The 22,102-nt window shown below is 70.9% G+C and carries 21 protein-coding genes; 13 read left to right on the top strand and 8 right to left on the bottom strand.

The features are described 5' to 3' along the window. The first annotated feature begins 69 nt into the window (after positions 1-69). The 10 genes from ACGFRG_RS14150 (at position 70) to ACGFRG_RS14105 (ending at position 9,364) form a co-directional block, all read left to right on the top strand. Complete coding sequence (locus tag ACGFRG_RS14150) at positions 70-1,767, top strand: nitrite/sulfite reductase (RefSeq protein ID WP_361424619.1); 1,698 nt, start codon at positions 70-72, stop codon at positions 1,765-1,767. Further along, a complete protein-coding gene (locus ACGFRG_RS14145) occupies positions 1,764-1,943 on the top strand; it encodes a hypothetical protein (protein WP_361424616.1) in 180 nt (59 codons plus the stop codon). The genes ACGFRG_RS14150 and ACGFRG_RS14145 overlap by 4 nt, the downstream gene beginning before the upstream one ends. Continuing rightward, a complete protein-coding gene (locus tag ACGFRG_RS14140) occupies positions 1,940-2,653 on the top strand; it encodes a phosphoadenylyl-sulfate reductase (protein WP_393263827.1) in 714 nt (237 codons plus the stop codon). Before ACGFRG_RS14145 ends, ACGFRG_RS14140 begins: the two co-directional genes overlap by 4 nt. Further along, positions 2,650-3,234, top strand: a complete 585-nt coding sequence (gene cysC, locus ACGFRG_RS14135; RefSeq protein WP_361424610.1) for an adenylyl-sulfate kinase — start codon at positions 2,650-2,652, stop codon at positions 3,232-3,234. The genes ACGFRG_RS14140 and cysC overlap by 4 nt, the downstream gene beginning before the upstream one ends. After that, entirely contained in the window at positions 3,231-4,169 is a 939-nt protein-coding gene (gene cysD / locus ACGFRG_RS14130; RefSeq protein WP_393263825.1) for a sulfate adenylyltransferase subunit CysD, read from the top strand. The genes cysC and cysD overlap by 4 nt, the downstream gene beginning before the upstream one ends. After that, positions 4,170-5,516 carry a sulfate adenylyltransferase subunit 1 gene (locus tag ACGFRG_RS14125; protein WP_393263823.1) on the top strand — a complete coding sequence of 449 codons (1,347 nt, stop codon included), beginning with the start codon at positions 4,170-4,172 and terminating at the stop codon, positions 5,514-5,516. A gap of 236 nt (positions 5,517-5,752) precedes the next feature. Continuing rightward, the gene (locus tag ACGFRG_RS14120; protein WP_393263821.1) at positions 5,753-6,868 is read left to right on the top strand and encodes an aliphatic sulfonate ABC transporter substrate-binding protein; all 1,116 of its coding nucleotides are present in this window, start codon (positions 5,753-5,755) and stop codon (positions 6,866-6,868) included. Between the two features lie 36 nt (positions 6,869-6,904). Further along, entirely contained in the window at positions 6,905-7,693 is a 789-nt protein-coding gene (locus tag ACGFRG_RS14115) for an ABC transporter ATP-binding protein (protein ID WP_393263819.1), read from the top strand. Next, positions 7,680-8,603, top strand: coding sequence for an ABC transporter permease (locus ACGFRG_RS14110; protein ID WP_361424595.1), 924 nt, complete (start codon positions 7,680-7,682; stop codon positions 8,601-8,603). The genes ACGFRG_RS14115 and ACGFRG_RS14110 overlap by 14 nt, the downstream gene beginning before the upstream one ends. 5 nt (positions 8,604-8,608) lie before the next feature. Beyond that, positions 8,609-9,364, top strand: a complete 756-nt coding sequence (locus ACGFRG_RS14105; RefSeq protein WP_393263817.1) for a sirohydrochlorin chelatase — start codon at positions 8,609-8,611, stop codon at positions 9,362-9,364. A gap of 96 nt (positions 9,365-9,460) precedes the next feature. On the opposite strand, the gene ACGFRG_RS14100 is transcribed toward ACGFRG_RS14105, so the two are convergent. Continuing rightward, complete coding sequence (locus ACGFRG_RS14100; protein WP_361424589.1) at positions 9,461-10,444, bottom strand: DUF5937 family protein; 984 nt, start codon at positions 10,442-10,444, stop codon at positions 9,461-9,463. An 84-nt stretch (positions 10,445-10,528) separates the two neighbouring features. Between ACGFRG_RS14100 and ACGFRG_RS14095 the strand changes: the two genes are divergently transcribed. After that, positions 10,529-11,812 (top strand): MFS transporter, encoded by a 1,284-nt coding sequence (locus ACGFRG_RS14095; RefSeq protein ID WP_393263815.1) that lies wholly within the window; start codon positions 10,529-10,531, stop codon positions 11,810-11,812. 33 nt (positions 11,813-11,845) lie between these two features. Here ACGFRG_RS14095 and ACGFRG_RS14090 read toward each other — a convergent pair whose 3' ends face one another. From ACGFRG_RS14090 to ACGFRG_RS14075, 4 genes are all read right to left on the bottom strand, one after another. Next, entirely contained in the window at positions 11,846-12,469 is a 624-nt protein-coding gene (locus tag ACGFRG_RS14090; protein WP_361424583.1) for a DsbA family protein, read from the bottom strand. 42 nt (positions 12,470-12,511) lie between these two features. Then, positions 12,512-12,973 (bottom strand): DUF4440 domain-containing protein, encoded by a 462-nt coding sequence (locus tag ACGFRG_RS14085; protein WP_393263813.1) that lies wholly within the window; start codon positions 12,971-12,973, stop codon positions 12,512-12,514. After that, a complete protein-coding gene (locus tag ACGFRG_RS14080; protein WP_393263811.1) occupies positions 12,966-13,514 on the bottom strand; it encodes a DUF1697 domain-containing protein in 549 nt (182 codons plus the stop codon). The genes ACGFRG_RS14085 and ACGFRG_RS14080 overlap by 8 nt, the downstream gene beginning before the upstream one ends. Positions 13,515-13,590: 76 nt before the next feature. Then, positions 13,591-14,793 (bottom strand): S8 family peptidase, encoded by a 1,203-nt coding sequence (locus ACGFRG_RS14075; RefSeq protein WP_361424574.1) that lies wholly within the window; start codon positions 14,791-14,793, stop codon positions 13,591-13,593. Between the two features lie 412 nt (positions 14,794-15,205). Here ACGFRG_RS14075 and ACGFRG_RS14070 point away from each other — a divergent pair, with 412 nt between their 5' ends. After that, positions 15,206-17,473: an MMPL family transporter gene (locus ACGFRG_RS14070; protein WP_361424571.1), complete on the top strand. Its 2,268-nt coding sequence runs from the start codon at positions 15,206-15,208 to the stop codon at positions 17,471-17,473. 221 nt (positions 17,474-17,694) lie between these two features. On the opposite strand, the gene mgt is transcribed toward ACGFRG_RS14070, so the two are convergent. After that, positions 17,695-18,894 carry a macrolide-inactivating glycosyltransferase gene (gene mgt / locus ACGFRG_RS14065; RefSeq protein ID WP_393263808.1) on the bottom strand — a complete coding sequence of 400 codons (1,200 nt, stop codon included), beginning with the start codon at positions 18,892-18,894 and terminating at the stop codon, positions 17,695-17,697. Positions 18,895-18,996: 102 nt separating this feature from the next. Here mgt and ACGFRG_RS14060 point away from each other — a divergent pair, with 102 nt between their 5' ends. Continuing rightward, positions 18,997-19,923: a phosphotransferase enzyme family protein gene (locus ACGFRG_RS14060; protein WP_393263806.1), complete on the top strand. Its 927-nt coding sequence runs from the start codon at positions 18,997-18,999 to the stop codon at positions 19,921-19,923. Between the two features lie 57 nt (positions 19,924-19,980). Here ACGFRG_RS14060 and ACGFRG_RS14055 read toward each other — a convergent pair whose 3' ends face one another. Both ACGFRG_RS14055 and ACGFRG_RS14050 read right to left on the bottom strand, forming a co-directional pair. Next, complete coding sequence (locus tag ACGFRG_RS14055; RefSeq protein WP_361424565.1) at positions 19,981-20,703, bottom strand: 3'-5' exonuclease; 723 nt, start codon at positions 20,701-20,703, stop codon at positions 19,981-19,983. Between the two features lie 90 nt (positions 20,704-20,793). Beyond that, positions 20,794-22,029, bottom strand: a complete 1,236-nt coding sequence (locus ACGFRG_RS14050) for an SAV2148 family HEPN domain-containing protein (RefSeq protein ID WP_393263804.1) — start codon at positions 22,027-22,029, stop codon at positions 20,794-20,796. Between the last annotated feature and the right edge of the window lie 73 nt (positions 22,030-22,102).

Raw genomic sequence — 22,102 nt, 5'->3', positions numbered from 1 at the left:
ACCGCCGCGCCCGCAGCGCGAGTGTGCAGGTCAGAGCCGCCCTCCTGCAGTCCCGAAGGACGTATCCCCATGGCCGCCACCCCTGATAAGCCCGCCCCCGCCACTGCCCGGCGCAAGCCGGGACGCCACCGTGGCGAAGGACAGTGGGCCGTCGGTCACTTCACGCCGCTGAACGGGAACGAGCAGTTCAAGAAGGATGACGACGGTCTCAATGTGCGGACACGTATTGAGACGATTTACTCCAAGCGCGGCTTTGACTCCATCGACCCCAATGACCTGCGCGGACGTATGCGCTGGTGGGGTCTGTACACCCAGCGCAAGCCCGGGATCGACGGTGGCAAGACCGCGGTCCTGGAGCCGGAGGAGCTGGACGACAAGTACTTCATGCTGCGGGTGCGGATCGACGGCGGTCGGCTGACCACCCAGCAGCTGCGCGTCATCGGCGAGATCTCCCAGGAGTTCGCGCGCGGCAGCGCGGACATCACCGACCGGCAGAACATCCAGCTGCACTGGATCCGCATCGAGGACGTCCCGGAGATCTGGGACCGCCTGGAGGCCGTCGGGCTGTCCACCACCGAGGCCTGCGGCGACTGCCCGCGTGTCGTCATCGGCTCGCCGGTCGCCGGTATCGCCGAGGACGAGATCATCGACGGCACCTGGGCCATCGACGAGATCCAGCGGCGGTACATCGGCAGCAAGGAATTCTCCAACCTGCCGCGCAAGTTCAAGTCCGCGATCTCCGGTTCACCGCTGCTCGACGTGGTGCACGAGATCAACGACATCGCGTTCGTCGGCGTCGAGCACCCCGAGCACGGGCCGGGCTTCGACCTGTGGGTCGGCGGCGGTCTGTCCACCAACCCGAAGATCGGCGTCCGGCTCGGCGCCTGGGTCCCGCTGGAGGAGGTGCCGGACGTCTGGGCGGGCGTGATCGGCATCTTCCGCGACTACGGCTACCGGCGCCTGCGCACCAGGGCCCGGCTGAAGTTCCTGGTCGCGGACTGGGGCCCGGAGAAATTCCGCCGGATCCTGGAGGACGAGTACCTCAAGCGCGCCCTGGTGGACGGCCCCGCGCCCGCCGAGCCCACGCAGCGCTGGCGCGACCACGTCGGCGTGCACCGGCAGCGGGACGGCCGTTTCTACGTCGGCTTCGCCCCGCGCGTCGGCCGCGTCGACGGCGCCATGCTGACGAAGATCGCCGAGGTCGCGGAGGCCCATGGCTCGGGCCGGGTCCGTACCACGGTCGAGCAGAAGATGATCGTCCTCGACATCGAGGAGACGCAGGTCGAGTCGCTGGTCGAGGCCCTTCAGGCGCTGGACCTGACCGCCCGGCCGTCGCCGTTCCGCCGGGGCACCATGGCCTGCACCGGGATCGAGTACTGCAAGCTGGCGATCGTCGAGACCAAGGCGCGCGGCGCCGCGCTCATCGACGAACTGGAGCGCCGCATCCCGGACTTCGACGAGCCGATCACCATCAACCTCAACGGCTGCCCGAACGCCTGCGCCCGTATCCAGGTCGCGGACATCGGCCTCAAGGGCCAGCTGGTGCTCGACGACGAGGGCAACCAGGTCGAGGGCTACCAGGTGCACCTGGGCGGCGCGCTCGGCCTGGAGGCGGGCTTCGGCCGCAAGGTCCGCGGCCTGAAGGTCACTTCGGCCGAGCTGCCGGACTACGTCGAGCGGGTCCTCAAGCGCTTCGAGGCGGAGCGCGAGACCGGCGAGCGGTTCGCCACCTGGGCCGCGCGCGCCAGCGAGGAGGCCCTGTCGTGAGCGAGCGAGCGGCGCCCTTCTACTGCCCGTACTGCGGCGACGAGGACCTCCGGCCGTCCGAGGAGGGCCACGGGGCGTGGGAATGCGCGAGCTGCAACCGCGCATTCCAGTTGAAGTTCCTCGGGCTCCTCGCCCGGGGTCTTCGACTCAACGACGGTGGAAGGGAAGAGATATGACGACCACTCAGGCAAGGGAGCTGTCGGCCGACGAGCTGAAGGCGCTCGCCGAGCAGGCCGGGCGGGACCTCGAAGAGGCGTCCGCGCCGGAGATCCTGCGCTGGGCGGCCGACACCTTCGGCAAGCGCTTCTGCGTCACCTCCTCGATGGAGGACGCGGTCGTCGCCCATCTCGCCTCGCGCGCGATGCCCGGCGTGGACGTGGTGTTCCTGGACACCGGCTACCACTTCCCGGAGACCATCGGCACCCGGGACGCGGTCGCCGCCGTCCTGGACGTCAACGTCATCACGCTGACCCCGCGTCAGACCGTGGCCGAGCAGGACGCCGAGTACGGCCCGAGGCTGCACGACCGCGATCCGGACCTGTGCTGCGCCCTGCGCAAGGTCAAGCCGCTCGAAGAGGGCCTGGCCTCGTACGCGGCGTGGGCCACGGGGCTGCGCCGCGACGAGTCCCCGTCCCGGGCGAACACCCCGGTGGTCGGCTGGGACGAGAAGCGGCAGAAGGTCAAGGTCTCGCCGATCGCCCGCTGGACGCAGCACGACGTGGACGCGTACGTCGCGGAGCACGGCGTGATCACCAACCTGCTGCTCATGGACGGCTACCCGTCCATCGGCTGCGCGCCCTGCACCCGCCGCGTCGCCGAGGGCGAGGACGTGCGGTCCGGACGCTGGGCCGGACGCGACAAGACCGAGTGCGGGCTGCACGGATGACGAACACTCAGGAGAACCACGTGAGCGGCGCCGGCACCGCGGCCACCACCACCGGAGCCACCGTGTGGCTCACCGGGCTGCCCAGCGCGGGCAAGACCACCCTCGCGTACGAGCTGGCGGGGCGGCTGCGCGCGGAGGGCCACCGGGTCGAGGTGCTCGACGGCGACGAGATCCGCGAGTTCCTCTCGGCGGGCCTCGGCTTCAGCCGCGAGGACCGGCACACCAATGTGCAGCGCATCGGCTTCGTCGCCGAGGTGCTCGCCTCGCACGGCGTCAAGGCGCTGGTGCCGGTGATCGCCCCCTACGCCGACAGCCGCGACGCGGTCCGCAAGCGCCACCGGAGCGAGGGCACGCCCTATCTGGAGGTGCATGTCGCCACCCCGGTGGAGGTCTGCTCCGTACGCGATGTGAAGGGTCTGTACGCCAAGCAGGCGGCCGGCGAGATCAGCGGTCTCACCGGGGTCGACGACCCCTATGAGGCGCCCGAGTCGCCCGACCTGCGGATCGAGTCGCACCAGCAGAGCGTCCACGAGTCCGCCGCCGCGCTCCACGCACTGCTCACCGAGAGGGGTCTCGCATGACGACGACCGCCGCCGCCCTGGCCGAGGGCACCGACAGCCCGTACGCGCTCAGCCACCTCGACGCCCTGGAGTCCGAGGCGGTGCACATCTTCCGCGAGGTGGCGGGCGAGTTCGAGCGGCCGGTGATCCTCTTCTCCGGTGGCAAGGACTCGATCGTCATGCTGCATCTGGCGCTGAAGGCGTTCGCCCCCGCGGCGATCCCCTTCAGGCTGCTGCATGTGGACACGGGACACAACTTCCCCGAGGTCCTTGAGTACCGCGACCGTGTGATCGCCGCACATGGGCTGCGCCTGCATGTGGCCTCCGTACAGGACTACATTGACCGCGGTGTGCTGCGCGAACGTCCCGACGGGACGCGCAATCCGCTGCAGACCGTGCCGCTGACCGAGGCCATCCAGCAGCACCGCTTCGACGCCGTGTTCGGCGGCGGGCGGCGCGACGAGGAGAAGGCGCGCGCCAAGGAGCGGGTGTTCTCGCTGCGGGACGAGTTCTCCCAGTGGGACCCGCGCCGCCAGCGCCCCGAGCTGTGGCAGCTCTACAACGGCCGGCACGCGCCGGGCGAGCACGTCCGGGTCTTCCCGCTCTCCAACTGGACCGAGCTGGACGTGTGGCAGTACATCGCCCGCGAGGAGATCGAGCTGCCCGAGATCTACTTCGCGCACGAGCGCGAGGTGTTCCAGCGCTCCGGCATGTGGCTGACCGCGGGCGAGTGGGGCGGGCCCAAGTCCGGCGAGCACGTGGAGAAGCGCCTGGTGCGCTACCGCACGGTCGGCGACATGTCCTGCACCGGCGCCGTCGACTCCGACGCGACGACGCTCGACGCCGTGATCGCCGAGATCGCCGCCTCCCGGCTCACCGAGCGCGGGGCGACGCGCGCCGACGACAAGATGTCCGAGGCCGCGATGGAAGACCGCAAGCGCGAGGGGTACTTCTAAATGACCAGCACCACCGAGCAGTCGGCCGAGCTGGCCGAGCTCTCGGCCACCACCCTGCTGCGCTTCGCGACCGCCGGGTCCGTCGACGACGGCAAGTCCACCCTGGTGGGCCGGCTCCTGCACGACTCCAAGTCGGTCCTCACCGACCAGCTGGAGGCCGTCGAGGCCGCCTCCGCCAGGCGCGGCCAGGACGCCCCCGACCTGGCGCTGCTCACCGACGGCCTGCGGGCCGAGCGCGAGCAGGGCATCACCATCGACGTCGCCTACCGCTACTTCGCCACGCCCCGGCGCCGGTTCATCCTGGCCGACACCCCCGGGCATGTGCAGTACACCCGGAACATGGTGACCGGCGCCTCCACCGCCGACCTCGCCCTGGTCCTGGTCGACGCCCGCAACGGCGTCGTCGAGCAGACCCGGCGGCACGCCGCGGTCGCCGCCCTGCTGCGCGTCCCGCACGTGGTGCTCGCGGTCAACAAGATGGACCTGGTCGGGTACGAGGAGAAGGTCTTCGCGGCGATCGCCGAGGAGTTCACCGCGTACGCGGGCGAGCTGGGCGTCCCGGAGATCACCGCGATCCCGATCTCGGCGCTCGCCGGCGACAACGTGGTGGAGCCGTCCGCCCACATGGACTGGTACGGCGGCCCCACCGTCCTGGAGCACCTGGAGACGGTCCCGGTCAGCCATGACCTCACCGGCTGCCACGCCCGCCTCCCCGTGCAGTACGTGATCCGCCCGCAGACCGCCGAGCACCCCGACTACCGGGGCTACGCGGGCCAGATCGCGGCCGGCACGTTCCGCGTCGGCGAGTCCGTGACCGTGCTGCCCTCGGGCCGTACGACCACGGTGTCCGGGATCGATCTGCTCGGCGAGCCCGTGGACGTCGCCTGGACGCCGCAGTCGGTGACGCTGCTCCTTGAGGACGACGTCGACATCTCGCGCGGCGATCTGATCGTGCCGAGCGGGGACGCGCCCGCGACCACCCAGGACGTGGCGGCGACCGTCTGCCATGTCGCCGACCAGCCGCTCACGGTGGGCCAGCGCGTCCTGCTCAAGCACACCACCCGGACGGTCAAGGCGATCGTCAAGGAGATCCCGTCCCGGCTCACCCTGGACGACCTCTCCCAGCACCCCGAGCCCGGCCTGCTCGTCGCCAACGACATCGGCCGGGTGCGGATCCGCACCGCCGAGCCGGTGGCGCTCGACGCGTACGCCGACTCGCGCCGCACCGGCTCCTTCCTGCTGATCGACCCGGCGGACGGCACCACGCTCACGGCCGGCATGGCCGGCGAGTCGTTCGCGACGGCCAAGGCGACGGTCGCGGCGGACGAGGACGGGTGGGACTTCTGATGGCCGACGTGTACGCCACGTTCGCCAAGGAGGGCGGCCGCGTCGGCAGCGGCGCCCTCGGCAGCGGACAGGGCGGGGTCGGGCGATGTGCGCGATGACGTACGCGCACCGCTCGCGCGCCCAGCGGCTCCACCCGCACCGCCGTTTCAGACGAAGACGAAGACCCGCCGACTTCCCGGCCAATACCCTTGCCCCCAGGGGTAGTTGACCGCCGGGCCAACGAGAGGAACCCTCCCGTGCCTGCCATCCGCTCCCAGCTCCTGCGCCGCGGCGTGGTCGCCGCCGCCGCTCTCCCCGTGCTCCTCGGCACGCTGGCCGCGTGCAGCTACGGCTCCGAGAAGAAGTCCGACGGCCAGAACGCCGGGGCCGTCGCCGACGGCAAGAAGCTCTCGGCCGACAGCGTGAAGATCGGCTACTTCCCGAACCTCACCCACTCCACCGCGCTCGTCGGCGTCCAGGAGGGCTTGTTCCAGAAGGAGCTGGGCGGCACACAGCTGAAGACCTCCACCTTCAACGCGGGCCCCTCGGAGATCGAGGCGCTCAACGCCGGTGCGATCGACATCGGCTGGATCGGCCCCTCCCCGTCGGTCAACGGGTACACCAAGTCCAAGGGCCAGAACCTGCGCATCATCGCCGGTTCCGCCTCGGGCGGGGTGAAGCTGGTGGTGAACCCGGAAAAGATCAAGTCCCTGGACGACGTCAAGGGCAAGAAGATCGCCACCCCGCAGCTCGGCAACACGCAGGACGTGGCCCTCCTCAACTGGATCGCGAGCAAGGGCTGGAAGGTCGACGCCCAGAGCGGCAAGGGCGACGTCTCCGTCGTCCGTACGGACAACAAGATCACCCCGGACGCCTACAAGTCCGGCTCCATCGACGGGGCCTGGGTGCCGGAGCCGACCGCGTCCAAGCTGGTCTCGCAGGGCGCCAAGGTGCTGCTGGACGAGGCGGACCTGTGGGCCGACAAGGAGTTCGTGATCACGAACGTCATCGTGTCGCAGAAGTTCCTCAAGGCCCACCCGGACGTCGTCGAGGCGGTGCTGCGGGGCTCGGTGAAGACCAACGAGTGGATCACGGCCAACCCGGACAAGGCCAAGGCGTCCGCCAACACCGCCCTGAAGACCCTCAGCGGCAAGGCGCTCCCGGCGAACGTCCTCGACCCGGCGTGGCAGTCCATCAAGACCACCGACGACCCGCTGGCCGCCACCCTCGGCCTTGAGGCCGACCACGCGGTCAAGGCCGGTCTGCTCAAGAAGCCCGACCTGGACGGCATCTACGACCTGGCCCCGCTCAACAAGGTCCTCAAGTCCCTGGGCCGGCCCCAGGTCGCCGACGCCGGTTTCGGCCCCAAGTAAGTCCGCAACCGCACCAGTTCCCAGGAGGTGACGACCATGGCCACAGCCCTCGCCAAGGCCGAGGACCGCGAGACGGTCCAGTACGCCGCCCGGATCGGACACGTATCGAAGTCCTTCTCCGGACCGGCCGGCCCGCAGCTCGTGCTCGACGACATCACCCTCGATGTCGCGCCGGGCGAGTTCGTCACCCTCCTGGGAGCCTCCGGGTGCGGCAAGTCGACCCTGCTCAACCTGGTCGCCGGGCTCGACAAGCCGACCTCGGGATCGATCGAGACGCCCGGCGGCAGGCCCGCCCTGATGTTCCAGGAGCACGCGCTGTTCCCGTGGCTGACGGCGGGCAAGAACATCGAGCTGGCGCTGCGCCTGCGGGGCGTGGCCAAGGCGGAGCGGCGCACCCGCGCCGAGGAGCTGCTTGAGCTGGTGCGACTGAACGGCGCGTACGGCAAGCGGGTGCACGAGCTGTCCGGCGGTATGCGCCAGCGGGTGGCGATGGCCCGCGCGATCGCCCAGGACAGCCAACTGCTGCTGATGGACGAGCCGTTCGCGGCCCTCGACGCGATCACCCGCGACGTGCTGCACGACGAGCTGACCCGCATCTGGCGCGAGACGAACCTGTCGGTCCTGTTCGTCACGCACAACGTGCGCGAAGCCGTCCGGCTCGCCCAGCGCGTGGTACTGCTCTCGTCCCGGCCCGGCCGGGTGGCCCACCAGTGGACCGTGGACATTCCGCAGCCGCGCCGCATCGAGGACTCCGCCGTCGCGGAGCTCTCCGTAGAGATCACCGAACAACTGCGTGGGGAGATCCGCCGCCATGGCCAGCACTGAGACCGACACGGTCGAGGAGTCCCCGGACCGCGAGGCCCAGGACTCCGGGACCCGCGACGACCTCGCGGGTCTGGAGGCGGGTCTCGACGCGCTGGACACCGTGCAGTGGCACCGCACGCCCGTGCGCGAGGTGCTGCTCAAGAAGGTGCTGCCGCCGCTGACCGCGATCGCGCTCGTCCTGGTGGTCTGGCAGGGCCTGGTGTGGGCGAAGGTCACCGACGACACCAAGCTGCCCTCGCCGTCCGCTGTCTGGTCGGGCCTGCGGGACCTGTGGCTCCAGGGCACCCTGCTCGACATCGTGTGGACCAGCATTTCGCGCGGTCTGCTCGGCTTCCTGCTCGCGCTGGCGATCGGCACCCCGCTGGGTCTGATCGTGGCCCGGGTGAAGTTCGTCCGCGCGGCGATCGGCCCGATCCTGTCCGGACTCCAGTCGCTGCCGTCGGTGGCCTGGGTGCCCCCGGCGGTGATCTGGCTGGGGCTCAACAACTCGATGATGTACGCGGTGATCCTGCTCGGCGCGGTGCCGTCGATCGCCAACGGTCTGGTCTCCGGCGTCGACCAGGTCCCGCCGCTCTTCCTGCGCGCGGGCCGCACCCTGGGCGCCACGGGGCTGCGCGGCACCTGGCACATCGTGATGCCCGCCGCCCTGCCCGGCTATCTGGCGGGTCTGAAGCAGGGCTGGGCGTTCTCCTGGCGTTCCCTGATGGCCGCCGAGATCATCGCCTCGTCGCCCGATCTCGGCCTGGGGCTCGGCCAGTTGCTGGAGAACGGCCGCAACAACTCCGACATGCCGGGCGTCTTCCTCGCCATCTTCCTCATCCTGGCCGTCGGCATCGCCATCGACCTGCTGATCTTCAGCCCGCTGGAGCGCTATGTGCTGCGCAGCCGCGGTCTCCTGGTGAAGGGCTGATCCCGATGTCCGCCCCGGTCCTCCTCGTCATCGCCCACGGCAGCCGTGATCCGCGGCACGCGGCGACCGTGCACGCCCTGGTGCGGCGGGTGCGGTCGCTGCGGCCGGGGGTGCGCGTGGAGACCGGCTTCCTGGACTTCAACGCACCGGCCGTACCGCAGGTGCTGGAACGTCTCGCCTTCGAAGGGGTACGGGACGTGGTGGCGCTGCCGCTGCTGCTGACCCGCGCCTTCCACGCCAAGGCCGACATCCCGGCCGTGCTCGACCAGGCCCCGGCGCGCCTCGACATCGCGCTCGCCGATGTCCTCGGCCCCTCCCCGCTGCTGCTCGCGACGCTGGAGCGGCGGCTGGACGAGGCCTTCGGGCGGGCGGGGCTCGCCCCCGCCGACAAGCGCTCGACCGGGCTCGTCCTGGCCTCGGCGGGCTCCACCGACCCGGAGGCGATCGCAGTGATCGCTGAAATCGCGCGGGAGCTGCGGCACACCGGTTGGTGCGCCGTGCGACCTGCGTTCGCCTCCGCTGCTCTGCCCCGTACGCAGGACGCCGTACGGGAACTGAAGGCGATGGGTGTACGAAAGGTCGCCGTCGCCCCGTACGTCATCGCCCCCGGCTTCCTGCCGGACCGCATCGCCCGGGGCGCCGAGGACGCGGACGTCCTGGCCGATGTCCTGGGCGCGGCCCCGGAGGTGGCCCGGCTGCTGCTCGTACGGTACGACGAGGCACGGCTGCGGGGGCGGCGCCCGCAGACACTCAGCGCCTGACCGTGCGGCTGCGGGAGCGGGCGGGCGGTCCGGCGGCGCTCGGTGGCTGCCGCCGCACGCGTGCGGCCGGACGGTGCAAGGCCGCCCACCACGGCTTCACCCCCTGACCAGTTCCTCCCCGAGCGCCGTGCGCGCGTACTCCACGCCCCGGCCGCGCCGGGCCCGGTGCAGCAGCCCCGCGTCGTAGAGCACGGACAGGTGCTGGCTCACCGCGCCCGGGGTGACATCGAGGCGGCGGGCGAGCTCGGTGGTGGTGGCCGGTTCCGTGAGCAGGGTCAGCAGGCGCGCCCGGGCCGGGCCGAGCAGCCGGACCAGGGCGCGGTCACTGACCGGCGGCGGTGTCTCGCAGAGCGTTCCCCGGCCGTGCGCCGGGTAGTTGAGCACCGGCGGAAGGGTGGCGTCGACGGTGGTCATGGCGCCGCGCGCGAACGTCGTCGGGATCAGCACCATGCCCCGGCCGGCCACCTGGATATCGGCCGCGGGCCACTTGTCCGGGACCGGGTGCCGCAGCCGCAGCACGCCGGCGCGCCAGGTCAGCCGCTTGTCGAGGTCCGAGAAGAGCCCGGCCGCCCCCTGCTCGGCCAGCACCCGTGACTGATGCGCGAGATCGGCCTCCAGGACCGCCCTGACCCTGGGCCACCAGTCGGGGGCGAGGCATTCGTGCCAGTACTGGTCGAACGCCGAGGCGATCCGCTCCAGAAGGGCGGCCGGGTCGGCGAGCCCTTCGCCGATGACCGGCGGGAGCTCCGCATCAGGGCCGAACGTACGCCGGAAGTCCGGCTCGATCACCTCAAGCGGCGTGGCCCGCAACTGCGCCAACTGCTCGGCGAACGACGGCCGTACCCGCTCCGGCCGAGGCGTGAGGAAGTCCGGGATGAAGCCGTGCGGGGCGATGAGCGCGGCGAACAGCTCGGTGTCCTGACGCTCGTACGACGGCCTCAGCCGACGCAGCCACGGCCGCTGATGCGGGAACCGGGAGACGTCCCACCAGCCCCACAGCGAGAAGACCGTCTCCTGGAAGGGCGAGTACGCGAACGACGTACTGGCCAGATCCCCCACACCGAACCTGAACTCGATCACTCCCGGCCGCCCCCCGCGCCCCGACCCTTTAGCCGGAGACTAAATGAATGCCCCTGGCCTGTACACAGCGGGTTGAGTGGCCGCATGACCGCCACCACGGGGACCCGCCCCCGCTCCACGGCCGGATCCGCCGTCCTGCCCACCGAGCCGGCGCTGCGCCGCCTCGCTCTGATGACCGGCCTCAACTCCTTCGGCAACGGCCTCTTCTTCCCGGTCAGCGTGCTCTACTTCACCCGCATCTGCGGCATCGGGGCGACCCAGGTCGGCTTCGGCCTGACCATCGCCGGGCTGTTCGGCGTCGCGGCCGGCATCCCGGCCGGGCGCGCCTCGGACCGCTGGGGCAGCCGCCGGGTGATCGCGGTGCTGTGGCTGGGCAGCGGAGTGGCGATGGCCGGGTACTCCCTGGTCCACGGGTACGCGGGCTTCCTGGTGGCGGCCGTGTGCTTCGGTGCGCTCAACCAGGCCGGCTGGGGCGTAAAGGGCGCGCTCTTCGCGGACGTCCTGCCCGCCGCGACCCGGGTCGAGGCGCGCGGCTATCTGCGGATGGTCACCAACGTGGCGATGGGCCTGGGCGGCGCGATCGGCGCGGTGGCCCTCCAGCTCGACACCCGGGGCGCCTATGTCGCCCTGATCCTCTTCGACGCGGCGACCTTCGTGCTCCCCGCCGTTCTCGTCCGTACGCTGCCGCTCAACGAGGCCGCCACGGCAGCGCGCGGCGCGGACGGCAAGGCCGACACCCCGGCCGGGAGCCGCTGGCGGGCGGTCCGCGACCTGCCGTATCTGACGGTGACCATGCTCAACGCCGTCACGATGCTCCAGTTCAGCCTCCTTGAGGTCGGCATGCCGCTGTGGATCGCCGAGAACACCGAGGCCCCGCGCTGGACGGTCGCGCTGGTGATGATCGTCAACTGCGTGCTGGTGGCGCTGCTCCAGGTGCGCGCCACCCGGGGCGTCTCGGACGTGGCGGGATCGGTACGGGCGATGGGCCGGGCGGGGCTGCTGCTGGGCGCGGCCTGTGTGGTCTTCGCCCTGTCCGCCGGGCTCTCCCCGATGTGGGCGGTGGCCGTGCTCGCGGCGGGCTCGGTGATCCAGGTGTTCGGCGAGGTGCTGTCCTCGGCGGGCGGCTGGACCCTGGGCTACGAACTCGCCGACTCCCGCGCCCACGGCGTCTACCAGGGCGTGTTCAGCTCGGGCGCGGCCGCCGCGATGATGGCTGGCCCGGCCCTGGTCACGGTCACGGCGGTGGGCCACGGCTTCGCGGGCTGGGCGTTCCTGGCCGCCCTGTTCGCGGCGGCGGGCCTCGGCATCCGCCCCGCGGTGCGCTGGGCACAGCGGGACGGGGAGTGGCGGGGGGAGAAGGCGGGGTGAGGCGCCCCGCGAGGGGCGCGGGGCCACCGAGCGTCAGTCGAAGTTCAAAGACCCCGTACGGGTGCGCTTCAGCTCGAAGAAGTCCGGGTACCCCGCGATGACCCGGAAGCTGTCGAAGAGGCGCGCCGCCTCCTCACCGCGCGGGATCGAGCTCAGCACGGGCCCGAAGTAGACCGTGCCGTCCAGGTGCATGGTCGGCGTACCGACATACCCGTCCGCCTCCGGGTCCTTGCCCGCGTCGTGGCTGGCGCGGACCGACTCGTCGTACGCCGGGTCGTACGCGGCGTCGGCGAGCTCGGCGGGCAGGCCCAGCTCCGCGAGGGATTCGGCGATGACCGCGTCGAAGTCCTTGTTCTTCTGCTGATGGATCCGCGTGCCGAACGCGGTGTAGAGATCCCGCAGCACCCCGTCCCCGTGCGCCTGCGCGGCCGCGACCGCCACCCGGACCGGCCGTATCGAGTTGTCGACCAATTCCCGGTACCAGTCCGGGAGTTCATTGCCGATGTTGTGCAGATACAGGCTCATCACCCGGAACCGAAGGTCGATGTTCCGGTGCGGCTCGACCTCCAGCATCCAACGGGAGGTGATCCAGGCGAACGGGCAGGCGGGGTCGAAGTAGAAGTCGACGGTGGTGGCGGTGTTGTCCGTGGTGTTCATGGATAGACCGTAGCCGCACAATGGCGCGGACGTACGGGCCATTTACGCATCGCCGGACTGGGCCACTTCGGGACCCGGATCCTCCGGATCGGACCGGCCGAACGGCGTCGCCTGATGGAAGTAGAGCAGCCACCCCGCATCCGTGTGCCGCCACAGGGAACTCCGGTGGGCGAGCTGTCCGTTGTACTCGGTGTCGAAGGTCAGATGCACCAGGTCGGGGGCGAGCTGCACCCCGTTCATATGGGAGGTGGTGACAGGGCGGACCCAGTTGGTGACCTCACTCGCGGGCACGGCGAGGATCGACGCCCGGTCCCACCGCCGCCCGGACGCGCCGAACTCGGTGAACTCCGGATGCAGATACGCCCCCATCAGCTCGGGCGAGGCGCGGACATCGGGGTCGAGCAGCCGCAGCTCGCCCTCGATGGCGGCGTCCACGGCCGGGGTGAACCCGTCGGCGTGGGCGGGCTCGGGCTCGGGATCCGCGGACGGCGTGGGCTCAGCCATGGGTCATCTCCACGAGCGCCTTCACGGTGTTCCAGTTGCGGGAGGTGGCGTCGATGCCCTTGAGGACGGACGGCTTGTTCAGCGCCTCCGCCAGCTTGGACCTGCCGAGCCCGTCGGGCGCGTAGAGGTAGAGGACCTGGTCGCCCAGCCGGAACTCCTCGGGCGCGAACGCCTTCGGGTCGATCCCCGCGAAGCGCTCCGGCTCGGCCGGGCCGGAGAAGAACGTGGCGTGCAGCTGCTTGCCCTCAAGCTCCTCGGCGGGAAAGGGGCAGGAGTCGGCGACGGCCTTCAGATAGCTGCCGGTGCGCACTATGCAGGCGACCTCGAAGCCGAAGCGCTTCGCGATGGCCCGCTCCAGGTCGGCGGCGAGCGCGTCCGTGTCGTCGGACTCGCTGCTGAAGACGGCGTTCCCGCTGTTCAGATAGGTGCGTACGGCGCCGTGGCCCAGCTCGCCCAGCAGCGTTCTGAGCTCCGCCATCGGGACCTTCTTGGCGCCGCCCACATTGATACCGCGCAGCAGTGCGGCGTACATCGTCGTCATGCGCACACGATAGGACGGCCCCCGTGCCTCGTGGGGGATGGCACGGGGACCGCCGGTCACGTCTGCCGGGGAACGGTTACTCGACGATCTTCAGCAGCTTGTTCGGGGTTCCCGCGCCCGGGTTGGAGATCTTGTCCGGGGTGGCGCCACCGGTGAGCGCCGCCGAGACCTGGGCCGGGGTGGCGTCCTTGTGGCCCGCGAGGTAGACGGCCGCCGCGCCGACCACGTGCGGGGTCGCCATGGACGTGCCCGAGATGGTCTTGGTGGCGTTGTCGTCGGTGTTCCAGTCGGAGGTGATGTCCGAGCCGGGGGCGTAGAGGTCCACGACGGAGCCGAAGTTGGAGAAGTCGGACTGCTTGTCGTCCTTGGTGGAGGAGGCCACGGTGATCGCCTCCGGCACCCGGGCCGGCGAGCCCTGGCCCGCGTCGGTGGACTCGTTGCCCGCCGCCACGGCGAAGGTGACACCGGAGGCGATCGCCTTCTGCACGGCCGCGTCCAGCGCCGGGTCGGCCGAGCCGCCGAGGCTCATATTGGCGACCGAGGGGCCCTTGTGGTTCTTGGTGACCCAGTCGATGCCCGCGACGACCTGGTCGGTGCTGCCGGAGCCCTGGTTGTCGAGGACGCGGACGGCGACGATCTTCGCCTTCTTGGCGACACCGTGCGCGGCTCCGGCGATGGTGCCGGCCACGTGCGTGCCGTGGCCGTTGCCGTCGTCGGCCTTGTCGTTGTTGTCCACCGCGTTGAAGCCGTACGAGGCACGGCCGCCGAAGTCCTTGTGGCTGATCCGGACGCCGGTGTCGATGACATACGCGGTGACACCGTCGCCCGCGCTGTCCGGGTAGGTGTACTTGCCGTCACCGGCGGTCTCGGCCTGGTCGATCCGGTCCAGCCCCCAGGACGGCGGGTTGGCCTGCGTGGCCTCGATGTGGAACTTCTTGTTCTGGACGACCTTGCCGACGGCCGGGTCGGCGGCCAGCCGCTTGGCATCCTTCTCCGAAAGCCCGCTGGCGGAGAAGCCGTTGACCGCCGAGTAGTCGCGCTGGAGCTTGCCGCCGTACTCGTCGGCGAGCTTCTTCTTGGCGTCCGGGGAAGCCTGCCCGTCCATGAGGACGATGTAGCTTCCGTCGATGGCGCCCTTGGCGTCGAGCCCGTAGACCGTGCCCTCGGCCGGCGCGGCGCCGGCGAGCTCGGACGTCATGACCGTCACTCCGGCCGCGGCCGCCACGGCGGTTATCGCGGCAGTGAGCTTAAGACGGCTTTTGCGCTTGTGAGTTGCCATGAAGAGGGTTCTCCTCGTCATTCTTTGTGGGGGGTTTGCTTACCGGACGGAAAGTTTCCGGGGCTGCCTCGAAACCCTTGCCGATTGATGAGCACAGATCAAGGGCTCCAGGCAGCTGTGACTTAGGCAACAAGGCTTCGTAATAAAAATTCGGCCAGGCCGGGGCAACTCGGGCCTTGTGCAGGCTTGGTGGATACTCTGTGTTGATACGGAACCGGAACGTCCTCCTCAATCGGCTTTACGTGTAAGGGGCTTCAATCCGACTTCTAGGGGATTCCCCCCCACCGCAAGGAGTAGATACCGGGCCACCGGTTCACCGAGAAGCACGACGAGACGGCCGGATAGTGCCCCTAACGTCGTAGGGGGATGGCGGCGAGAGGCTGCCACCGCTCGACAGGGGGGCTTGCTCGTCATGGTCAATGGGGTCACAAGAGTGCGCGGCGTGGCCGCGCGGGCCGGCGGCTGGAGCGCCCGGCACCGCTGGGCGGCAGTGGTGATCTGGGTGCTCTTCGTCGTCCTCGCCATGGGCATCGGCTCGGCGACCGGACGGGTCAACGTCAAGGACAACCAGCTCCCCGGCGAGGTCGGCCAGGCGCAGAAGATCATCGATGACGCGGGTCTCAAGGAACCGGCCGGCGAAACCGTCTTCATCCAGGCGACCGACAGCACGACGAAGGCGACCGACCCGGCGTTCCGCTCCGCCGTCGACGCCGTGATCAAGGCGGTCGACGGCACCGGTCAGGTGACCAAGGTGACCTCGCCGTACACCGCGAAGACCCTCTCCAAGGACGGCCGCAGCGCGCTGGTCCAGTTCGACGTGCGCGGCGACGCCGACACCGCGCCCGAGCGAATAGCTCCCGTACTCGACGCGGTGAAGAAGGTGCAGGGCGAGCACCAGGGGCTGCGGATCGAGGAGATCGGCAGCGCCAGCATGGGCAAGACGTTCAAGGACGCCTTCGGTGACGACTTCAAGAAGGCCGAGTACTCGGCGGTGCCCGTCGCCCTCGGCATCCTGCTCATCGCCTTCGGCGCCCTGGTCGCGGCGCTGCTCCCGGTCGCCCTGGCGCTCACGGCGATCATCGCCACCATGGGTCTGATGGCCATCGTCAGCCACCTCCAGGCGATGAGCGACACCGCCAACTCCGTGATGCTCCTGGTCGGTCTCGCCGTCGGCGTCGACTACTGCCTCTTCTATCTGCGCCGCGAACGCGAGGAGCGCGCCGCCGGCCGCGACGCCCAGACGGCGCTGCGCATCGCGGCCGCGACCAGTGGACGCGCGATCATCGTCTCCGGTGTGACCGTCTGTGTCGCCATGGCGGGCATGCTCTTCACCGGGCTCGCCGAGTTCGAGGCGATGGGTCTGGCCTCCCTGATGGTCGTCGCGGTGGCGATGGTCGGCTCCGTGACCGTGCTGCCCGCCCTGCTGTCACTGCTCGGCGAGCGCGTCGAGAAGGGCCGGCTGCCGTTCCTCAACCGCATCAAGCGCGGCAAGCGCGAGCGCGACCGCAATGGCGAGAGCCGGATCTGGCGCGCGGTCCTCGGCGCCGTACTGCGCCGCCCCAAGGCGGCCCTCGTGATCGCCGCCGGTGCGCTCATCGCGATCGCCGTTCCGGCGGTCGGCATGCACACCCAGAACCTCACGCTGGACCAGGAGTTCGGCAACTCGCTGCCGATCGTCGGCACCTACGACCGGGTCAACGAGACGTTCCCCGGCGGCGCCAGCCCGGCCAACGTGGTGATCAAGGCCGCCGACATCAACGCCCCGGAGGTCAAGCAGGCCATCGCCGACTTCCGTACGCAGGCGATCAGCCGGGGCGCCTCGGACGGCCCGGTGAAGGTCACCGTGCACAACGCCGAGAACGTCGCCGTCGTCGATGTCCCGCTGATCGGCGGCTCCGACCAGAAGAAGGCGGAGAAGAGCCTGAACCTGCTCCGCGACCACGTCCGCCCGGACACCCTGGGCAAGGTGCACGGCCTGGACGCGCCGATCACCGGTCAGGTCGCCGGCTCCAAGGACTTCAACGCCCGCATCGTCGGCGCGGTGACCCCGGTCTTCGCCTTCGTCGTGGTCTTCGCCTTCCTGCTGATGCTGCTCTGCTTCCGCTCGCTGACGATCGCCATCACCTCGATCGTGCTCAACCTCCTTTCGGTGGGCGCCGCGTACGGCATCCTGACCGCTGTCTTCCAGCACGGCTGGGGCGCCTCGCTGGTGGGCGCCGCAGGTGTCGGCGCGATCGTGTCCTGGCTGCCGCTCTTCCTCTTCGTGATCCTGTTCGGCCTGTCGATGGACTACCACGTGTTCGTGGTGTCGCGGATCCGGGAGGCCAAGCTCCAGGGCCGCACCACCCGCGACGCGATCCAGCACGGTGTGGTGACGACGGCGGGCGTGGTGACGAGTGCGGCGATCATCATGGTGGCGGTGTTCGCGATCTTCGGCACGCTGTCGATGCAGTCCATGAAGCAGATGGGCGTGGGCCTCGCCACCGCCGTACTGATCGACGCCACGATCATCCGGGGTGTACTGCTCCCGGCGGTCATGGCCCTGCTGGACGAGCGCAACTGGTACCTGCCGAAGTGGCTGCGCTGGCTGCCGGACATGACCCACGACGAGTCCGTCGCGGTGCCGCCGACGGTCACTCCCTACGGCGACGAGGACCGGGACCGGGTGGCCCACGTCTGACCCGTCGGGGTGTCACGAGTACTACGGGCGTTACGGGCAGGGGCTCGGGGAGCAGGATTCCCCGGGCTCCTGGCCGTTGGGGGGTGCGGGGGCGCTGCCACGTCGTCCGGGATCCCAGCTGGTCGGGGCCGTTGGGATGTTGGGGCCGTTGGGGTCCGCCGCCAGCTCGGGTCGGGTCGGGTCGGGTCGGGTCACCGCAACCCGCCCGGCCCGCGACCCCGTCACCCCCGCAACTCCGCCTCGATCAGGTCCGCCGCCCGGCGGGTGCCGCCCTCGTCCGCCATCGCCCGGCGCACCGCCTGTGCCCGCTCGGCCACCTCGGGGTCGTCGACCAGAGCCAGGACCGCGGCGCGCAGGGTCTGGGCCGTGGCTTCCTCCATCGGTACATGCCGGGCGACGCCGAGCGACTGGAGCATGTCCGCGTTGCCGAACTGGTCGACGGCCTGCGGGACCGCCACCATCGGCGTCGCGGTGGCCAGCCCCTCCTGGCTGCCGCCCGCGCCCGCGTGCGTGATGAACGCGTCGGCCTGACGCAGGACCGCCAGCTGCGGCACCCAGTGGTGCACCTCCACATTGGCCGGGACCTCGCCGATCTCGGAGACGTCGACGAACTTGCCTATCTGCAGCACCACATGCCACCCGGGCAGGTCCCCGAAGGCCTTCACGCACTCCCGGTAGAAGCCCGGCTGCTTGGTGAAGGTGGAGCCGAGGGAGACCAGGAGCACCTTCTCGACCCCGGCCGGCCGCTGCCACTCGCCCTGTTCGGCCCGGTCGCCCTGGCAGGCGCCGACGAAGGTGTAGACGGAGTCGTCGACCCGGTCGGCGTGCGGCTGGAGCACGCGAGGGATCAGGACGAGCGACCGGGCCGGGCGGCCGACGAGCCGGTCGGGGTCGGTGTGGTCCATCCCGTGCTCGTCCAACCACGCCCGGTACCGGGCGTAGTAGGCCTTGCCCCGCTCGGAGGCACGGAGCTCGGCGAACATCGGGTCCGCCACCTCCTCCTCGTATCCCTCCCATGCCACGAGGTTCGGTGAGAGCTGGAGATACGGGACACCCCAGCGGTGGGCGAGCACCGGGGCCGGGTACGAGGTGATGTCGCTGATGACGACGTCGGGCCGGTCGTCGTCGAAGGCCTCCGCCAGCTGCGGAAATGCCTGGATGGCGTCGTCGAGGAACGGCTCGATGTTGTCGATCAGTTCGGTCCCCCACGCCTCGGGGTGCTCCTCCGTCGGCAGGGTCGATCGGTAGATCACCGGCTCGGCGCCGGTCCGGGCGACCTTGTCGGCGAAGGACGCGGGGATCGCGTAACTCACGCGGTGCCCACGGGAGACGAGTTCCCGGATGACCTCAAGGCTCGGGTTCACATGCCCGTGGGCGGCGATGGAGAACATGGCGATGTGGGCACGCTTCGATTCGCTCATGCAGTGACCGTAAACAAGACGAGACGTCTCGTGCAAGCTTTTTTGGATCACCCGTTCGGGTGCGAGACTTGAGCGGTACGGAACGATCACCGGGAGACAACAGTGGACGAGGCACGGGCGCGCGAGGTGCTGGCCGCGGCGGGGCTCGGCACGGCGACCGCGGGCAGGGCGACCGCGGGCGGGGCGACGGCCGGCCCGGCGACCGCCGGCGGCGGCCACCCGGAACTGCTGGCGCTCGGCGAGAACGCGGTCTTCGCCGTGGGCGACCTGGTGGTCAAGGTCGGCCGGGACTCCACCCACCACCCCGAGCTCCTCGCGCGCGCGGAGCGCGAAGTGGCCATCGCGGGCTGGCTAGCGGAGTGCGGCGTCCCTGCCGTGCGAGCCGCCGAGACCGCGCCCCGGCTGGTGGCCGGGCACCCGGTGACGGTCTGGCACCGCCTGCCCGCCGCGCTCCGCCCCGCCGGGCCGCGCGACCTCGCCGCACTGCTGCGGCTCGTCCACTCCCTTCCCTCGCCCCCGTTCACCCTGCCCCCGCGTGAACTGCTCGGCGGAGTCGAGCGCTGGCTGCGCCTCGCCGGGGACGCCATCGACCCCGCCGACGCGGCCTATCTGCGGGCCCGCCGGGACGGCTTCGCCGACGCGGCCGCCGCGCTCACCCCCCGTCTCCCCCTCGGCCCGATCCACGGCGACGCGCTGCCGCGCAACGTCCACATCGGCCCCGACGGCCCGGTCCTGGTCGACCTGGAGACCTTCTCCGCTGACTTCCGCGAGCACGACCTGGTGGTCATGGCGCTGTCCCGGGACCGCTATGGAATGCCGACCGAGCAGTACGACGCGTTCGTCGAGGCGTACGGCTGGGACGTGCGGGAGTGGGACGGGTGCGCGGTGCTGCGCGGCGCCCGGGAGACGGCCAGCTGCGCCTGGGTCGCCCAGCACGCCCCGGCCAACCCCAAGGCCCTCGACGAGTTCCGCCGCCGGGTCGCCTCGCTGCGGGACGGGGACACCGAGGTGCGCTGGTACCCGTTCTGAGCGCCGCGCGGCCAGTGCTCGCCGCCGGGGTTCGCCCGCGGCCCGCCGATACCCGTGTCAGCCCCTTGCCGGGGTCAACTCCCGTATCGGCCAGGCCGGGTCGACCGTCGCGTCCGGCGTGCCCTTCCTGCGCAGGAACCGCTGGAAGTCGGCGGCCCACTCCGCGTACCACTGGACCTGCCGGTCGTGCAGCTCCGCCGGAGGCAGCCCGGCCACCTGCGGGTGGCGGTCGGCTATCGCGACGGCCACCCGGACCGCCGCCAGCGCGTCCGCGCCCGCCTCGTGGGCGCCGTCGAGCACCACGCCGTACTCGACGCAGACCGCCTCCAGCGTCCGCTTGCCCTTGCGGTACCGGTCGACCGCGCGGTCGATGGTGTACGGGTCGACGACCGGGCCCGTTCCCGCGCCCCCGAGGCGGTCGGTGAGCGACGGCAGCCCGTGCCGCTGGAGCTCGGCGGCGAGCAGCGTGAGGTCGAAGGCCGCGTTGTACGCCACGATCGGCACGCCCTGCGCCCAGTACCCCGTGATCGTCTCGGCTATCTCGTCGGCCACCTCGCGCACCGGGCGGCCCTCCGCGGTCGCCCGCTCGTTGCTGATGCCGTGGATCGCCGAGGCCTGGGCCGGGATACGGATCCCGGGATCGGCCAGCCAGCTGCGCTGCCGGACCGCCTCGCCCTCGCGGACGCCGACGATCGCCGCCGTCACGATCCGCGCTTCCAGCGGGTCCGTACCGGTCGTCTCCAGATCGAATCCGACCAGCGGTGCATGGTGCCACCCCATGTTGGCCCTCCCTTGTGGTGCTCTCCCCCAGTTGACGACCAGCCTCGCACGCACCACTGACATCGGGGTCCCGGACCGCCCGACCACGGCTCAGGAGACGGGCCGGGAGTCGGCCCACACCGACTCGAACTCCTCGCGATATGTCTGGAAAAGCCCGTTTTCATCATCGTGATCCGGGCGCACGACACCGCGCCGCGCGCCCCCGCGCAACACCAGAACCGGCGCCTCCATCCCGCGCGCCCGCCGCAAGTACGACTGCACCACGGCGAGTCCGTCCGTGCCGTCCCCGTCGACCAGATACGCCGTGAAGCGCGGTGTCTCGTCGAAGACCTGGATCTCGAAGGCCCCGGGGTCGCACAGCCGGGCGCGCACCCGCCGCATGTGCAGGATGTTCATCTCGACCGAACGGCTCAGCTCGCCCTTCTTCAGACCCAGTTCGCGCTCGCGCCGCTTGACCGCGCTGCTCGCCGGGTTGAGGAAGAGCAGCCGGACACGGCAGCCCGACTCGGCGAGCCGGACCAGCCGGCGGCCCGAGTAGTTCTGGACCAGCAGGTTCAGCCCGATGCCTATCGCGTCGAGGCGGCGGGCGTTGCTGAACAGGTCCTCGGCCGGAAGCTGGCGCTGCAGCCGCACCCGGTCGGAGTGGACCGAGACCACGTCGGCGTACCGGTCGCCGACCAGGTCCTCGACCGCGTCGATGGGCAGCCGGTGGGCGGCGGGCGCCCCGGATCCGCCGCCCAGGACGTCGAGCAGCCGGGCCGAGGCCCGCTCGGCCTGGGCCAGGACCGCCTCGTTGAGCGCACGGTTGCGGGAGACCACGTTGCGCGCGACCTCCAGCTCGTCCAGGGCGAGTTCGACATCGCGCCGGTCGTCCACGTACGGCTCGAAGCACGGCCAGTGCTGCACCATCAGCTCGCGCAGCTGCGGCAGTGTGAGGAAGCTCAGCACGTTGTCGTCGGCCGGGTCGAGCAGATAGCCCTTGCGGCGCGAGACCTCCCGCACGGCGACGGCCCGCTGCACCCACTCCTGCCCCGCCGGGCCCGCCGCCGCGACCACCCAGTCGTCACCGTGGACCGGTTCGTAGATGGGCCGGAGCACCGCGGCCACCACCGCCCGCAGCCGCTGTTCCACCAGATTCAGCCAGATGTAGGCACGTCCGGCCCGCTGCGCGCGCGTACGCACCTCGCTCCAGGCGTCCGCGCCCCAGTCCAGTTCCGCCCCGATCTCCACCGGCCGTGCGAGGGAGACCGCCCCGGGCGGGATGTCGCCGGACTCTCCCTCGTGACTGGCGTCACCAGGGGGAAGCTCCAGCCCTCCCGAGCTCACCCGCGCACCGCCTTCCGGTCCCCCTCCAACGATCAAGGAAGAGTACTCCGGGAGCGGGAGGCGGTGCAGCCGG

This window comes from Streptomyces sp. NPDC048696, from assembly GCF_043198895.1.
GTDB lineage: Bacteria > Actinomycetota > Actinomycetes > Streptomycetales > Streptomycetaceae > Streptomyces.
The sequence above is the reverse complement of the archived record's forward strand: the minus strand, read 5'-3'. Positions and strand labels throughout refer to the sequence as shown.

What these genes read in the sequence shown, in the direction of transcription:
- ACGFRG_RS14150 (WP_361424619.1), top strand. Translation starts at nt 70, where the DNA reads ATGGCCGCCACCCCTGATAAGCCCGCCCCCGCCACTGCCCGGCGCAAG.
- ACGFRG_RS14140 (WP_393263827.1), top strand. Translation starts at nt 1,940, where the DNA reads ATGACGACCACTCAGGCAAGGGAGCTGTCGGCCGACGAGCTGAAGGCG.
- cysC (WP_361424610.1), top strand. Translation starts at nt 2,650, where the DNA reads ATGACGAACACTCAGGAGAACCACGTGAGCGGCGCCGGCACCGCGGCC.
- cysD (WP_393263825.1), top strand. Translation starts at nt 3,231, where the DNA reads ATGACGACGACCGCCGCCGCCCTGGCCGAGGGCACCGACAGCCCGTAC.
- ACGFRG_RS14125 (WP_393263823.1), top strand. Translation starts at nt 4,170, where the DNA reads ATGACCAGCACCACCGAGCAGTCGGCCGAGCTGGCCGAGCTCTCGGCC.
- ACGFRG_RS14115 (WP_393263819.1), top strand. Translation starts at nt 6,905, where the DNA reads ATGGCCACAGCCCTCGCCAAGGCCGAGGACCGCGAGACGGTCCAGTAC.
- ACGFRG_RS14110 (WP_361424595.1), top strand. Translation starts at nt 7,680, where the DNA reads ATGGCCAGCACTGAGACCGACACGGTCGAGGAGTCCCCGGACCGCGAG.
- ACGFRG_RS14105 (WP_393263817.1), top strand. Translation starts at nt 8,609, where the DNA reads ATGTCCGCCCCGGTCCTCCTCGTCATCGCCCACGGCAGCCGTGATCCG.
- ACGFRG_RS14095 (WP_393263815.1), top strand. Translation starts at nt 10,529, where the DNA reads ATGACCGCCACCACGGGGACCCGCCCCCGCTCCACGGCCGGATCCGCC.
- ACGFRG_RS14090 (WP_361424583.1), bottom strand. Translation starts at nt 12,469, where the DNA reads ATGAACACCACGGACAACACCGCCACCACCGTCGACTTCTACTTCGAC.
- ACGFRG_RS14085 (WP_393263813.1), bottom strand. Translation starts at nt 12,973, where the DNA reads ATGGCTGAGCCCACGCCGTCCGCGGATCCCGAGCCCGAGCCCGCCCAC.
- ACGFRG_RS14080 (WP_393263811.1), bottom strand. Translation starts at nt 13,514, where the DNA reads ATGACGACGATGTACGCCGCACTGCTGCGCGGTATCAATGTGGGCGGC.
- ACGFRG_RS14075 (WP_361424574.1), bottom strand. Translation starts at nt 14,793, where the DNA reads ATGGCAACTCACAAGCGCAAAAGCCGTCTTAAGCTCACTGCCGCGATA.
- ACGFRG_RS14070 (WP_361424571.1), top strand. Translation starts at nt 15,206, where the DNA reads ATGGTCAATGGGGTCACAAGAGTGCGCGGCGTGGCCGCGCGGGCCGGC.
- mgt (WP_393263808.1), bottom strand. Translation starts at nt 18,894, where the DNA reads ATGAGCGAATCGAAGCGTGCCCACATCGCCATGTTCTCCATCGCCGCC.
- ACGFRG_RS14055 (WP_361424565.1), bottom strand. Translation starts at nt 20,703, where the DNA reads ATGGGGTGGCACCATGCACCGCTGGTCGGATTCGATCTGGAGACGACC.